The organism is Secundilactobacillus folii (genome assembly GCF_009720675.1).
GTDB classification, from domain to species: domain Bacteria; phylum Bacillota; class Bacilli; order Lactobacillales; family Lactobacillaceae; genus Secundilactobacillus; species Secundilactobacillus folii.
The window spans coordinates 257,142-271,237 of record NZ_WNJO01000001.1; the positions used below are offsets into that span (position 1 = coordinate 257,142).

The window sequence follows — 14,096 nt, forward strand, 5'->3', positions numbered from 1 at the left end:
TCTTCCTATCCCATCCATCAATGACTGACGATTTCAGTGTCCTAATAGTCCACAAGCGTTAATTCCCGGTTAGCCGCCGGTACAGACTTTAAACGTTCAAAGTATTCAGTCTTTCAAACCTTGCACTTCCTGCTCTGTTTTGGCTAGTTTAAACCAGTAGCAGATCTTCCTTCTTTCTGTGTTCGAGCTTTCAGTGCAAAATACTGACGCAAGATGATTCTCGCAGTTGTGGTAGCCACTTGAAAAATTGACTGCCACAACAGCGATTATGCCTAAATCAAACCACTAATAAGTGACGCCTTTTAGTCAATGCCTTTGATAACGCCGGCAAAATCATTGATAACATCATTTAGTGGTGCGGAAACTTCATTTCCGGAAACCATATTTTTGACGTGGATCGTTGAAACGGCTATCTCAGCTTCACCGATTGTCAGTGTGTATGCGGCATTTAAACGGTCCGCCGTTTTGAACTGAGCCTTTGGTTTCCGTGCCAAATAATCACGGTCAGCCGAAAAGTCTTGCTGCCGTAAAGCTTGCACAACCTTTAAAGTAACGGTGTCAGCGGCATCACTAATCCCCACGACATAGGCATCTAAATGGTGTTCTTCTGGAAATTCAACGCCTTCTGATTCCATTAAAAGAAGCAGCCGTTCCATGCCCAGGCCAAAGCCCACACCGGAAACCTCTGGCCCACCTAATTCCTTGACGAGGCCATTGTAGCGGCCACCCGCACAAACGGTGGTATAACCATGACCAAGAGCCTTGGAGTTGACCATCACTTCAAAAATCGTGTGGTTATAGTAATCCAAGCCACGAACCATTGTCGAGTCGACCACGTAGTCGATGCCTAGAGCATCCAGTAACTGCTTGACACGTTCAAAATGCTGCTTAGCATCAGCCGTTAAATAATCTAAGATCGAGGGCGCATTAGCCACAAACTTTTGGTCTTCTTCGTCCTTACTATCAAGCACTCGCAACGGATTCTTGTGCAAGCGAACCTGAGAGTCTTTACTCAGCTCATCAAAGTGCGGTTCCAGATAATCAATCAGTGCCTGCCGATAATTATCCCGTGTCTCCTTATCGCCCAGCGTGTTGATTGCTAGGCGAAGGTTAGAAATGCCGAAGTGCTTGAAGAGGTCCATCCCCATGGCAATCACTTCAACATCTAAGGCCGGTTCGTCCGACCCAAAAGCCTCCACACCAATCTGATGAAATTCCCGCTGACGACCAGACTGCGGCCGTTCATAGCGGTACATCTGACCCATGTAATAGGTCTTAAACGGCTTTTGAACTTCCGGTCCGTAAAGCTTGTTTTCAACAAAGGCTCGCACAACGCCAGCAGTGCCCTCAGGCCGCAAACTAATGTGGCGGTCACCCTTATCTTTAAAATCATACATTTCCTTGGTCACAATATCGGAAGTATCTCCGGACGTCCTTGAGAAAACTTCAAAGTTCTCAAATAACGGGGTCCGGATCTCTTCGAAACGATACTTGCTAAACACCTGACGAGCCACCGACTCAACGTATTGCCAGTGCTGACTATCACCCGGCAGAATATCTGCAGTACCCTTTGGTCGTTGATAACGCATAGTAACTTCCTTTCTGATTTTCGGTACGGTTAAAGAAAATAAAAAGCACCCTTGTTTCCACAAGGGTGCTTGGCACGGTACCACCTTAATTTTACTCATCCATAACGTTGGACACGAATAATCACTTATTCACCTCAAAAGTGTCTTCAACTTCCCGCCTGCTATACCTTTTCATCATCCAGGTACTTTCTGAAAGTCACGGGTCATTTACTGATCTTTTTCATCGGTGTTTCACATATTTAACTACCCATAAGACTACTCAGTTCAACCTTAAAAGTCAAGCACGTTTTCAATTGCAACCTGTAACTTTGTGACAAAGTATTTTATAATAATGAAAAAAACTAAACGAGGCTACACACTTGAAGTATTTAAAACAACACTGGCCGCCAATCGTGATTGCTCTAGCAATCGTACTCACGCTTGGTATCGCTGTATTTCAAACGGTTCGCCAAGACCGACTGACAACCCCCATTGCTAACATCAACGTCCGCACGGGACCAAACATCAATTACAAGACCAAGGCCGTTTTGAAAAAGGGGCAATCTGTTTACATCGTTAAAAAAACTGATAACTGGTATAAAATTCGCTACGACGACCACCGTTTTGGGTGGGTGGCCAGCTGGCTGATCAATCAAACGGCCAAATTAAAAACAGCGACTAACCTATCGGAAGCAACGATCGTGTTAGATCCTGGCCACGGTGGCAGTGATTCTGGTGCCCTTTCCATTGACCAAAAACACGATGAAAAAACCTACACCTTGCAACTAGCAAAGAAGGTTCGAAACCGATTGCTGGCACGCGGTGCTCACGTCATTATGACGCGTACGGGTGACCAGAGTGTCTCTTTAGGAGCCAGACCAGAGATGGCAACCGATAACCACGCTGATGCCTTCATCAGTTTTCACTTTGACTCCAGTCCGGGCAACAATATCGGATCCGGGTTTACAACCTATTATTATCACGCCAATACCTCACTGAAATTAGCGCGAACGATCAATTCACACTTGGTTGGTTTGCCACTAACTAATAAGGGCGTTGAAGTTGGTAATTTTGAAGTGATTCGCGATAATTTGCGGCCGGCGTTACTATTAGAGATGGGCTACATTAATACCGCAAAAGATTTTAAAGCGATCAAAGATCCAGCTTATCAAAATCAGGTTGCAAAAGACGTTACCAACGGTTTGGCGGCTTACTTCAGTTCTAAATAGCTCCTGATTTTTTCTGAAAGGTTATGACAAAATGAATCAAGAATGGTTAAAACAGTTACCGATTTCTTCAATCACTAACGTAACACCCGTTTCTGGCGGCGATATCAACGAAGCATTTAAAGTGACAACCACAACTAAAGATTACTTTTTACTGGTTCAACCAAATCAGAATCAGCAATTCTACCAGCATGAAATTGAGGGCTTAAAACTGCTTTCTCAAGCTGCTCTAGTACCGCAAGTGATTGCATCTGGTCAAATTGAGGGCGACGCTTACCTCCTTCTCTCCTGGCTGGAAAGTGGCCGTGGTAGTCAATCCGACCTCGGTCAGTTAGTCGCTCACGTTCACCAGATCCATCACGACCGTTTCGGCTTTGATCATGACGTGGACGGCAAGCTGCCTAAAATCAATACCTGGCAAACAAACTGGGGTGAGTTCTACGTTCATCAGCGACTAGAAGTTCTTGCCAAGCGAGCCAGTGACCATGGTCTGTGGAATCAAAAACGGCAGAACCACTTTCAGCGGCTCTGCCAAATAATTCTCGACTATTATCAAACTCATGACAGCACACCAAGTTTGCTTCACGGCGACCTGTGGGCTGGCAACGTGATGTTTACGGCTGACGGTAAACCAGCGCTGATCGATCCCGACGTGTTATATGGCGACCGGGAATTCGATTTAGCCATGACGACCGTTTTCGGTGGGTTTAGCGAACAATTCTATCAAGGCTATAACGACACCTACCCGATCGCAGCTGGTTTTCAGGAGCGCTTACCATGGTATCAACTGTACTACTTGATGGCTCACCTAAACCTGTTTGGGGAATCTTACGGTGGCTCCGTTGACCGCATTTTGAGTGCTTATTGAAGCAGGGCCTCGGCAAGTCCAGAAACGTTTGTGACACTGATTTCTGGATGACTGGCCGTCGCATCGATCAAGTGCCCGGGGTCAAATAAGGCCCCCGCAATGCCAGCATTATGCCCGGCATCCACATCTAACGTGCGGTCGCCAATCATAATTGCAGTTTGACGGGCCACATGGTTGCGCGCAATCAGTGCGTTTAAAGAATCTGGAGCCGGTTTTCTTGGAAAGGGCTGTTCACTGGTGATTTCATCAGTGAACAGTTTTTTGATTCCTGCATTTATCAATAACCGTTCCGAACTGCGGTCACGGTGAGTCAGTAAATAATGCCGACCGCCGTTATCGTAAAGTTGCTGAATCAGCGGCACGATCCCCTCGAAGGGTTTAGCCGCCTTGATCATCGGTGCTTCAAGAGCGCGGTAATCGCGGTTTAAACGCTCAGAGTCGATGCTAAACTCCGCGCTGAACTGCTTTAGTGCTGCACCCAAGGAATGCCGTCGCATCGTTTCGTAGATGGCGACCTCATCGAGCTCGATTTCCGAAACGCGTTGCATGGTCAGTGCCTGCATAAAGGCTTGCACCATAATTGGGTAAGTATTAAATAGCGTTCCGTCAAAGTCCCAGAAAAATGCCTTGTACTTCATGTTTGCTACTCCTTAGTACTCTTTTTTAGCGCTCATCGCTATCAAATAAAATGGTGACTGGACCATCATTGACCAAGCTAACTTGCATGTCGGCACCAAATTCACCAGTGGCAACCGTCAAACCAGCCTCTCGAAGCTTCTGGTTAAACCGTTCGTAGATCTGCTTAGCGTGGTCTGGAGCGCCAGCCTTAGTGAAGCTGGGTCGGTTGCCCTTTTTAGTATCGGCGTACAAAGTGAACTGTGAGACCGATAAAATTTCACCACCAACATCTTTGATCGATAAGTTCATCTTGCCAGCTTCATCAGCAAAAATTCGTAAATGACTAATTTTATGCACGTAATAGTCCAGTTCATCTTCCCCGTCGGTGTCGGCCGCACCGAAAAGAATCAAAAAGCCCTGCTTGATCTGACCAACAACCCGTTGATCGATTGTGACCTGTGCTGAGGCCACTCGTTGTAATACAATCCTCAAAGTTAATCCTCCTATGTATTAAAAATGAGTTCAACCGCGTCTTAAATGGACAAACTAAATTGATCACACCAAATTAATTTTGTCCAGCTTACAAGTCTCGTTCGATACTCATTTCTATGATTATCTAAATGGGCGTTTAACAACGTAAACGTCTTGAATATTCTTTAGGTTATCCATCAAACGCTCTAACTGTTCGGCATTTCGAATCCCCAGTGAAATCGAGATGGTCACCATCTTATTATGGTCAACCCGGCCGTTGACCACGTTCAGTTGCTTGGTGGTACTGTTCACGACCCGCAAAACTTCGTTTAAAAGGCCGTTTCGGTTGTACCCTTGAATCTCGAGGTCAGCGTTGAACATTGCCGTGGTGTCATGGGGGTTATCCCAGTAAACATCCACTAAGCGTTCGCCATTGGCTTCAGCATGCGCCACGTTAGGGCAATCCGACCGGTGGACAGACACACCACGGCCCTTAGTGATATAGCCAACGATCTTATCACCCGGAATCGGTGCACAACAGTGACTCAATCGAACTAGCAGATTGTCAACGCCTTCGATAATCACACCTTCACTAGGCTTCAACTTACGCTTGCGCTGCGAACCGGTTTCAGTTTCAGTGTTATCGATCGACTGATGTTCCTCTAACAGTTCATGTTCCTCTTGGCGCTGCCGCTGTTCTTCACGTTGGTGACGAACATCTTCAGTCAGGCGGTTGGCCACTCCAACTGGTTGCAGGTCACCAAACCCAACTGCTGCAAACAAGTCATCAATGTGTTGGTAGTGCATCTTGTCAACCACTTTTTGAAGCTGATCCTTAGTCATTAAAGCTTTCGGATCAAACTTAAAGTCTCGCAATTGCTGTTCAATAATTTGCCGTCCCTGTTCAATGTTTTTTTGGCGGTCTTTTTGCCGGAAGAACTGTTTGATCTTATTGCGAGCGCGCCGAGTTGAAACCAGTTTCAACCAGTCTCGGTTTGGCCCCGCTGAGTTCGAGGAGGTTTTAATGTCAACAATATCACCGTTTTTGATCTCGTAATCCAACGGGACAATTTTGCCGTTAACCGTCGCTCCAGTAGTATGGTTGCCAACCTCGGTATGAATCTGGTAGGCCATATCCAACGGACCAGCACCCTTAGGCAACTCTAGCACATCACCCTTTGGCGTAAAGGCGTATACGTGGTCACCAAACAGCTCGCCCTTAACGCTGTCCATAAAGTCGGCAGCGTCATCTGTATCTTCTTGTAACTCGATAATTTGCTTGAACCAGTTCAACTTATTGCCAGAATTGGTTTCGCGAACCTTATCCGTCATGCCTTCTTTATATGCCCAGTGAGCGGCAACCCCATATTCAGCGACCCGGTGCATCTCTTCGGTGCGAATCTGAACTTCAAGCGGGCGGCCTTCTGGTCCGATAACCGTGGTGTGCAACGATTGATACATATTGGCTTTTGGCATGGCAATGTAATCTTTAAACCGCCCAGGCATCGGCTTCCATTTCGTATGAATAGCACCTAAAACGGCGTAACAGTCGCGAATACTGTTCACAATGACCCGAATCGCTAACAGGTCATAAATTTGGCTAAATTGTTTATGCTGATCCCGCATTTTACGATAAATCGAATAAATGTGCTTTGGCCGGCCGTAGATTTCAGGGTCAATGTGCAAATCAGCAATTGCTTTTTGAATGTCATCAATGGCTTCCGCAATGTAGGCTTCCCGCTGATCCCGCCGAGAGTTCATTAAGTGAACGATGCGGTAGTACTGTTGCGGATTCAGATAACGTAAAGAAATATCTTCTAGTTCCCACTTGATCGTACTGATCCCTAATCGATCAGCTAGCGGCGCGTAGATCTCCAACGTTTCGTTAGCAATCCGCCGTTGTTTATCAGGCCGCAGATGCTGCAAGGTGCGCATATTATGCAACCGATCAGCCAGTTTAACGATCATGACCCGAATATCCTTAGACATCGCTAGCAGCAATTTCCGGTGGTTTTCTGCCAACCGTTGCTTATTTGACTTATACTTGATCTTACCAAGTTTAGTGACCCCGTCGACGATCATCGCCACGTCATCACCAAATAATTCACGGACATCATCTAAAGTGACGCCGGTATCTTCAACAATATCATGCAAGAACCCTGAAGCGACCGTGGTTGGATCCATCCGTAGATTAGCTAAGATCCCGGCCACTTGAGTTGGGTGCATAATGTAGGGCTCACCAGATTGGCGAACCTGGTCACGGTGAGCAACCGCGGCAAACTTATAAGCACGCTCAACAATGGCCACGTGATCTTTATTCATGTATTTTGAAACGGCAGCGATAACGTCTTCTGCCGTCCACGTTTGTTCTCTTGACATTCGATCACTCCCCCTTTTTAGTGGTTAGACCATAGGATAAATAGCCGATGCACAAATAAACCGCTGCAAAATAAATGGCGTACTGTGGCCCCGATAAGAAGACCCCGATCGCAAATAAAATTGGTAACACAAACAGTAACCACCAAGCGTCACCACGCCGTTTAACCAGGGATCCCAGGACACCGGCAATCACCGAATAAAGCAACCCGTAAATAATCCCAGAACGCCACATGCCGCCGATGGCCAGATTGCGTAACATAATTGGAAATCCAATTCCGAGGACCAGACTGAGTAACCAGTAAGGCCAGCCCAACCGTTTTAAAATCGTTGTCATAGTCTTCACTCTCTTATTTAATGAATGACTTATATTTTAGCATTATTTACACCGTATGGATAGCATTGCATCACTGTAATTCAAGCATCGTTGAAACCGCCGCTAAAAAGTACAGGGGCGCCGTTTCGGTCCGCAAGATCCGTGGACCGAGACCGGCTACCGTCGCGTGATGTTCACTCAGTAACTGCACTTCAGCAGGTGAGATACCGCCCTCAGGCCCAAAAACCGCTGCAATACTTTCTCCTGGTTGCACTTGATGTAATAGTTGCACCAGTTTAGCTTGTTCACCCTGCTTTGCCGCTTCTTCATAAGCAACCACCAAATGGTCAGCGGATAACTCGGACAACGCTTGCTTCAGCGTCGTAAAAAAATGCACGCTTGGGATGTGCGTTCGGTGTGCCTGTTCAGCAGCGCCTTGGGCAATTTTTTGCAGCCGGGTCAGTTTTTTCCCCACTTTATTTGGCTGCCACTTAGCTACTGACCAATCGGCGCCAAAAAAGCACACCGTGTCAGCGCCCATTTCAGTTGCCTTTTGCACGATCCATTCGGCCTTTTCCTGCTTAGGCAATCCGGATATAATCGTGACTTGAACCGGCAGTTCCACGTACGTTTCAAGCGCCTTTTCAACTTGCACGCGATGGTCTTCATTCAACCGCCCAAGGTACAGGTCTTCTTGACCATCTACAAACTCCGCTTCATCACCCGGCTCACCACGCATGACCTGCAGCCAGTGTTTGGCAGTATTATCATCTAAGTCAAAGGTCATGCCAGTTTTTAAAATTGGTTTTACAAAATAACGCTGCATTTAATCGTCTTCTCCCGGTTTTTGAGCAATCACACCGTACCAATCACCCATTTTTAAGGTCTGTATGATCTTAAAGCCCTGTTTGCGCTGGGCGGCGACCACTTTGTCAACTTTTTCAGCGATAATACCAGACGTCACGAAATACCCGTGGACTGGCAATAGTGACCAAGCTTGTGGAATTAACGGCAAAATCACCTCCGCCAAAATATTAGCCACGATAACGTCAGCTTCACCACTGATTCCCGTCAACAAATTGTTTGCGGTAACCTTGACGTCTTTGGCAACCGGATTCAAGGCTAAGTTTTTGGCAGCTGACTCAACGGCCACCTGATCAAGATCAAACGCTCGAATGTCACCAGCACCAAGCTGCTTAGCCGCAATGCTTAAGACCCCGGAACCTGTTCCCACGTCAATCAGCCGTTCGCCACCATGTAAAATAATTTCCAATGCCTGCAACGACAATTTAGTGGTGGGGTGAGTCCCGGTACCAAACGCCATCCCGGGATCCAAACGAATGATCCGTTCGTCTTTTACTTTAGGCTGATAGTCTTCCCAGCTGGGAACGACGGTTAAGAACCGGGTTACCCGGACTGGATGATAGTATTTTTGCCAGGCAGTAGCCCAATTGGCTTCGTCAACCTTATCAGTGTTGACTGTACCAGCACCAGTATTTAACCCAAATTTAACCAACTCGGCAACCTGCTGTTTAATTTCGGGAACAATTTCCGGCACGAAAATAGTTGCTGGAAAATAGGCGGTGACGTCTGCTCCGCTTTTCACGTGTGGGATCTCGTCAACGTTGACGATCTCACCTTTTTTAGCCCAATCAACTTTTTCAAGCTGTTCATAGTCCTTTGCATCATCAATCTGAACGCCTGAGGCACCATGTTCCATTAGAATATTACTGACGGCTTCCACTGCTTCATTCGTTGTCTTGACGGTTACTGCTGTCCAGTCCATGCAAAATCTCCTCACATCATTTTTAATATTGAAACAAAACATTCAGTGTTATCTTTGATTTCAAAAAAGAGAACGCTACTTTGCGTTCTCTTCCTGCTCTTCTTTGATCTTCAGCTTTTCCCGCTCTTTACGTTCCCGTTGCGGTAAGTGGGTCTCCAGATACTCCAAGAGTTCGCTTTCAGTTTTAAAAATTCTTGGGTGCTTTTGTTTGTGTAGTCTTAAATCAATCTCGTTGATCCGTTGACGACCCGTCCACGTGTGGCTGTATCGGATGATTACCCGATTATTCAGCGCTTCACGGCCAAATTTGAAAACGTACACGCTTTCTGGCGTCATCAGTGGACGAATATAAGATTTTTCATATTTGTACTGCCGATTTCTTAGATATTGTTTTGTTCGATTAAGCACGGTAATCACCTCCCAACGGTTACTACATATCTCGTAATTCACTATTATTTATATGATAGCATACTTAGCCGATAATCAACAGAAAACCAGTCCACTCTGCTTTTAAAAAGACTATACTACCGGACTTTCATTAAAATGTCAATGAATCAATTAACACTTTCTCATAAAAGTCACGTTAGATTTTCATTATTTCAGTGATCAGTTGGTGTGACAAGAGTTAATCACGGTTTAATTTCATCCCAATTTAAAATCATCTGCCAAGCATTTCTGTAAAATACAGTCGTATTCATACCACCGTCAGACGGGTTGATAGCCGCTTTCTCAGAAAAGGTAAATTCGCTGAAACAACCTTGCTTTTGACCCTCAAAATAGTATTCTTGAAGCAGGCTCATAATTCCATAAAAATAGAGGAAGTTTAATTTATGATTAAACCAATCAAACATCTTAAAGGCTTTGACTGGGTCGAAACAACTGCCCTAACCAAGGATGAACAGCAAAAACTGATGGCTGATTACGGCATTACTGACGATATTATTTCTTACGTTACCGATAAAGATGAAACCTCCAATTACGTCTACGATCCTGCCAATAATCAACAGTTAATGATCGTCTTGGTGCCTTACCAGCTTAAAAACACCAAATCGCCACGCTATATTACGCGTCCAGTAGGCTTTTTGATCCATCAAGGCGTGCTGTTTACCTTTAATGAAAGCCGATTGAACTTCGTGACCAAAGCCTTTGCAACCGTGGCTGTGGATCCCGATACGAATTCAACAGCCACGTTCATCTTGGGTTCGATGTTTGACCTAATTGATAGTTACATTCCAATCGTCAAATACGTCACTAAACAGCGCAACCAGTTAGATAAACTGTTAAATCGCAGCCCTAAGAATGCCAACTTAATGGCACTATCTTATTTAGGGCAAACGTTAACCTTTTTCAACAGCGCTGTTGAATCAAATAACGATTTATTCACGCGTATTCCGCGAACCTACTTTGGCGTAAACGCCACCAGTTATGAAAATGACTTACTGGAAGACGTCTCAATTGAATCCGATCAAGTTCAGCACATGATTCAAAATGAAGAACAGGTGGTTAACCGGATTACCGATACCTTTGATAGTATCATTAATAATAATTTGAACGACACCATGAAATTTCTGACGATCTGGTCTCTAACTATGGCTGTGCCGACGATCGTCACCGGCTTTTTTGGCATGAACGTAAAGTTACCCTTTGAAACGGTCAACGATGCTTGGATTTTTGTTGTCATCTTATCAATTTTCCTAATTGGCTGGCTGCTTTTGTTCTTCAAAGTTCACCATCAGTTATAAACTTGAGTAAAGAAAAGCTTCATCAATTGAATTACCAGTTGCGCTTTGGTATGCTCATAGCGACTCATTTAAATGGATTTGGAGGAATGCTTGCAAATGAAAATTGCTGTTGTTACCGACTCGGCTAGTTACCTGACACCTGAACAAGTATCTGATCATAACATACATGTTGTTCCAATTACTGTCATCTTTGGCCGTCAGCCATACCTTGATAACGTGGAGATCACCACCAGTGAATTCTACCAGCGTCTAAAAACCGACTCCCAGTTGCCCACCACGACGCAGGTCACACTTGGGCAAATGAAGGCCATGTACGACCAGTTGGCAGCTGACCACTATGACGCCGTGATCAGTATTCACCTTTCGTCTGGCATTACTAGTTTCTACAGTAACCTGGTCAACTTCTTGCCTAGTGTGACAAATATTAAAGTCTTTCCGTTCGATTCTAGAATCGCTTCTGCCGGCGAAGCTGACCTGGTCATGCTGGCAGCTAGGCTTGTTGAAGCGGGTTTTACGCCCGAAAGAATTATTGATGCATTGACCCATTTTCGAGATACAATCGACGCTTATTTCGTTGTCGATGATTTGTCTCATTTGGTTCGCACAGGTCGCCTATCAAACGCTTCTAGCATCGTTGGGGGGTTGTTGCGCATTAAACCGATCCTAACCTTTAACGAGAATGCCCAGATAGTAGCGATTGAAAAGGAACGCACTATGCGTCATGCTTACCAGCGAATCAAGCAAAAATTTCAGAAAGCTTACGGTCAAGCACAGTACCCAATTCGATTAACTGTGATTGACGCCGATAATGCGGAATTGCAAGCGCAGTGGTCAGATGATCTTGCTAAACAATTTCCGGACGTGAAAATTGCCCATAGTGAAATTGGTCCCGTGATTGGCGTTCATGTTGGTGCGGGAACCATGGCACTGCTGTGGGATTATGACTGGGAGCAATGGCCGCTTAGTTCTGACAAGGAGTGAACACACATGAATTTTTTCTCAATTGGATCCAAAGGTGATACTGATTTTATTTCGCGGCAGGCCTTTGTCACTCGACTTAATCAGGATTTAGAGCAGCCAAAATTCGACTTTTCACAGTTTCCAACACCTAAGAGCGAGGATGAGTACCAGCAATTATTAAGTTTTATTCGAAAACAAATTATCCCTCGAATTTAGGTCAACTAAAATTCAAAAATCCAACTAGTCATTAAGGCCAGTTGGATTTTTTTGACTGCTATTTACTTGGTTTCTCATCCTCATCCGTCTGCAAAACGGCCATGAATGCTTCTTGGGGAACGTCCACCGTTCCGACTGACTTCATCCGTTCCTTACCACGTTTTTGCTTTTCCAGCAATTTCGCACGGCGGTCCGGATCACCAGTATGAATTCGCGCGGTCACGTCTTTTCGGTAAGCTTTGATGGTTGTTCGGGCGATGATCTTTGCCCCGATCGCCGCCTGAATTGGAATTTCAAAGTTTTGCCGTGGAATGATCTTCTTGAGTTTTGTGGCAATGTCTCGACCCCGTTTCTCTGCGAATTGACGGTGAGAAATAAAGCTCAAAGCATCGACCTTGTCCCCGTTCAATAAGATATCGATCTTAACCAGATCACTTTGTTGATAGTCATCCAGCTCGTAATCTAATGACGCGTAGCCCTTCGTAGAAGACTTCAACTTATCAAAGAAATCAAAGATAATCTCCGACAACGGCATCTTATAGATCACATTGACCCGGTAATCGTCCAAATACTCCATTGTAATGAATTGTCCACGCCGTCGTTGGCAGAGTTCCATCACCGGTCCAACATAGTCGTTAGGCGTCATTATTGTGGCTTTAACGTAGGGCTCCTCAATACTTTTAACGGCGGAAACTTCCGGCATCTCAGACGGATTTTCCACTTCTTTGACCGTTCCGTCAGTTAAATTAGCGCGATACGTCACTGAAGGAGCCGTCGTAATCAAGTTCAGGTTAAATTCCCGTTCCAAACGTTCCTGCACCACATCCATGTGGAGCATTCCAAGAAAGCCGCAACGAAAACCGAACCCAAGCGCCTGCGAAGATTCTGGTTCGAATTCCAATGCCGCATCATTGAGCTTCAGTTTTTCCAGTGCTTCACGCAAATCCTGGTACTTCGCATTATCTGTGGGGTAAAGTCCCGCATAAACCATTGGTGACATTTCACGGTAACCTGGCAAAGGCTTTTCTGCTGGGTCATCAGCGTTAGTGACCGTATCCCCCACTCGCGTATCGGTGATGTCCTTGATACTAGCAGTAATGTAACCAACTTCACCCGCAATCAATTGGTCGCGTTTAAGCGGATTAGGCGAGTTCACACCCACTTCTGTTACTTCATATTCCGTCCCAGAGTTCATCAGCCGAATTTTATCACCTGGTTTAACGGTGCCTTCAAACAACCGGACACTTAACACAACGCCACGGTAATCATCGTATTTGGAATCAAAGATCAACGCCCGTAACGGCGCTTGTAAATCACCATCCGGGGCGGGAATCTTATGAACGATCTGTTCCAGCAAGTCCTCAATGCCGATGCCCTTTTTAGCACTGGCTAAAACCGCATCTGACGCATCGATCCCAATCACGTCTTCAATTTCTTGACGCACCTTTTCCGGTTCTGCAGAGGGCAGGTCAATTTTATTGATCACCGGTAGGATCTCAAGATTATCATCCAGTGCTAGGTATACGTTAGCCAAGGTCTGAGCTTCAACACCCTGAGCGGCATCCACAACTAGAACTGCGCCCTCGCAAGCAGCTAGGCTTCGAGAGACCTCATACGAAAAATCAACGTGTCCTGGCGTATCGATCAAGTGAAACTCGTAGGTATGGCCGTCCTTAGCATCATAAGTGAGCTCAACGGCATTTAACTTGATCGTAATCCCGCGTTCCCGCTCAAGATCCATATTATCTAGGACTTGGTCTTGCATATCGCGCTTATCAACAGTATCCGTCAGTTCCAATATGCGGTCAGCTAGCGTCGACTTACCATGATCGATATGAGCGACAATTGAAAAGTTCCGGATATCGCGTTGATGCGCCTTCATTTGTTCAAGATCCATTTGCATTCTCCTACCTTTTATTTTCAAACATCTTAGCTATTATAACAGAAAC

The 14,096-nt window shown here is 45.5% G+C and carries 14 protein-coding genes; 5 read left to right on the top strand and 9 right to left on the bottom strand.

Annotated features, from left to right (window positions below; translation table 11 throughout):
• Positions 1-302: 302 nt before the first annotated feature.
• Entirely contained in the window at positions 303-1,589 is a 1,287-nt protein-coding gene (gene hisS / locus GM612_RS01160; RefSeq protein ID WP_155430537.1) for a histidine--tRNA ligase, read from the bottom strand.
• Between the two features lie 359 nt (positions 1,590-1,948).
• Here hisS and GM612_RS01165 point away from each other — a divergent pair, with 359 nt between their 5' ends.
• On the top strand, positions 1,949-2,797 hold the full coding sequence (locus GM612_RS01165; RefSeq protein ID WP_155430538.1) for an N-acetylmuramoyl-L-alanine amidase family protein: 849 nt from the start codon (positions 1,949-1,951) through the stop codon (positions 2,795-2,797).
• A 31-nt stretch (positions 2,798-2,828) separates the two neighbouring features.
• Positions 2,829-3,662 carry a fructosamine kinase family protein gene (locus tag GM612_RS01170; RefSeq protein WP_155430539.1) on the top strand — a complete coding sequence of 278 codons (834 nt, stop codon included), beginning with the start codon at positions 2,829-2,831 and terminating at the stop codon, positions 3,660-3,662.
• On the opposite strand, the gene GM612_RS01175 is transcribed toward GM612_RS01170, so the two are convergent.
• From GM612_RS01175 to GM612_RS01205, 7 genes are all read right to left on the bottom strand, one after another.
• Entirely contained in the window at positions 3,656-4,300 is a 645-nt protein-coding gene (locus GM612_RS01175) for an HAD-IA family hydrolase (protein ID WP_155430540.1), read from the bottom strand. The two genes, GM612_RS01170 and GM612_RS01175, sit on opposite strands and share 7 nt — an antisense overlap.
• Positions 4,301-4,325: 25 nt before the next feature.
• Positions 4,326-4,772 carry a D-aminoacyl-tRNA deacylase gene (gene dtd / locus GM612_RS01180; protein ID WP_155430541.1) on the bottom strand — a complete coding sequence of 149 codons (447 nt, stop codon included), beginning with the start codon at positions 4,770-4,772 and terminating at the stop codon, positions 4,326-4,328.
• Positions 4,773-4,892: 120 nt separating this feature from the next.
• The gene (locus tag GM612_RS01185) at positions 4,893-7,130 is read right to left on the bottom strand and encodes a RelA/SpoT family protein (protein ID WP_155430542.1); all 2,238 of its coding nucleotides are present in this window, start codon (positions 7,128-7,130) and stop codon (positions 4,893-4,895) included.
• 4 nt (positions 7,131-7,134) lie between these two features.
• Entirely contained in the window at positions 7,135-7,464 is a 330-nt protein-coding gene (locus GM612_RS01190) for a hypothetical protein (RefSeq protein ID WP_155430543.1), read from the bottom strand.
• Between the two features lie 70 nt (positions 7,465-7,534).
• Positions 7,535-8,269 carry a 16S rRNA (uracil(1498)-N(3))-methyltransferase gene (locus GM612_RS01195; protein WP_155430544.1) on the bottom strand — a complete coding sequence of 245 codons (735 nt, stop codon included), beginning with the start codon at positions 8,267-8,269 and terminating at the stop codon, positions 7,535-7,537.
• Positions 8,270-9,229 (bottom strand): 50S ribosomal protein L11 methyltransferase, encoded by a 960-nt coding sequence (gene prmA / locus GM612_RS01200; RefSeq protein WP_155430545.1) that lies wholly within the window; start codon positions 9,227-9,229, stop codon positions 8,270-8,272. It abuts the gene before it with no gap.
• A gap of 75 nt (positions 9,230-9,304) precedes the next feature.
• Positions 9,305-9,646 carry a hypothetical protein gene (locus GM612_RS01205; RefSeq protein WP_343031735.1) on the bottom strand — a complete coding sequence of 114 codons (342 nt, stop codon included), beginning with the start codon at positions 9,644-9,646 and terminating at the stop codon, positions 9,305-9,307.
• 413 nt (positions 9,647-10,059) lie between these two features.
• Between GM612_RS01205 and GM612_RS01210 the strand changes: the two genes are divergently transcribed.
• The 3 genes from GM612_RS01210 (at position 10,060) to GM612_RS01220 (ending at position 12,147) form a co-directional block, all read left to right on the top strand.
• The gene (locus tag GM612_RS01210; RefSeq protein ID WP_155430546.1) at positions 10,060-10,971 is read left to right on the top strand and encodes a magnesium transporter CorA family protein; all 912 of its coding nucleotides are present in this window, start codon (positions 10,060-10,062) and stop codon (positions 10,969-10,971) included.
• 96 nt (positions 10,972-11,067) lie between these two features.
• Positions 11,068-11,952 (top strand): DegV family protein, encoded by an 885-nt coding sequence (locus GM612_RS01215; protein ID WP_155430547.1) that lies wholly within the window; start codon positions 11,068-11,070, stop codon positions 11,950-11,952.
• A gap of 6 nt (positions 11,953-11,958) precedes the next feature.
• A complete protein-coding gene (locus GM612_RS01220; RefSeq protein ID WP_155430548.1) occupies positions 11,959-12,147 on the top strand; it encodes a hypothetical protein in 189 nt (62 codons plus the stop codon).
• Between the two features lie 58 nt (positions 12,148-12,205).
• Here the strand turns inward: GM612_RS01220 and lepA are convergent, their stop codons facing one another.
• Positions 12,206-14,044 (bottom strand): translation elongation factor 4, encoded by a 1,839-nt coding sequence (gene lepA / locus GM612_RS01225; RefSeq protein WP_155430549.1) that lies wholly within the window; start codon positions 14,042-14,044, stop codon positions 12,206-12,208.
• Positions 14,045-14,096: the final 52 nt, after the last annotated feature.

Bases quoted from the DNA above. Each gene is read 5' to 3' on its own strand.
- hisS (WP_155430537.1), bottom strand. From the start codon at position 1,589: ATGCGTTATCAACGACCAAAGGGTACTGCAGATATTCTGCCGGGTGAT.
- GM612_RS01170 (WP_155430539.1), top strand. From the start codon at position 2,829: ATGAATCAAGAATGGTTAAAACAGTTACCGATTTCTTCAATCACTAAC.
- GM612_RS01175 (WP_155430540.1), bottom strand. From the start codon at position 4,300: ATGAAGTACAAGGCATTTTTCTGGGACTTTGACGGAACGCTATTTAAT.
- GM612_RS01185 (WP_155430542.1), bottom strand. From the start codon at position 7,130: ATGTCAAGAGAACAAACGTGGACGGCAGAAGACGTTATCGCTGCCGTT.
- GM612_RS01190 (WP_155430543.1), bottom strand. From the start codon at position 7,464: ATGACAACGATTTTAAAACGGTTGGGCTGGCCTTACTGGTTACTCAGT.
- GM612_RS01195 (WP_155430544.1), bottom strand. From the start codon at position 8,269: ATGCAGCGTTATTTTGTAAAACCAATTTTAAAAACTGGCATGACCTTT.
- prmA (WP_155430545.1), bottom strand. From the start codon at position 9,229: ATGGACTGGACAGCAGTAACCGTCAAGACAACGAATGAAGCAGTGGAA.
- GM612_RS01210 (WP_155430546.1), top strand. From the start codon at position 10,060: ATGATTAAACCAATCAAACATCTTAAAGGCTTTGACTGGGTCGAAACA.
- GM612_RS01215 (WP_155430547.1), top strand. From the start codon at position 11,068: ATGAAAATTGCTGTTGTTACCGACTCGGCTAGTTACCTGACACCTGAA.
- GM612_RS01220 (WP_155430548.1), top strand. From the start codon at position 11,959: ATGAATTTTTTCTCAATTGGATCCAAAGGTGATACTGATTTTATTTCG.
- lepA (WP_155430549.1), bottom strand. From the start codon at position 14,044: ATGGATCTTGAACAAATGAAGGCGCATCAACGCGATATCCGGAACTTT.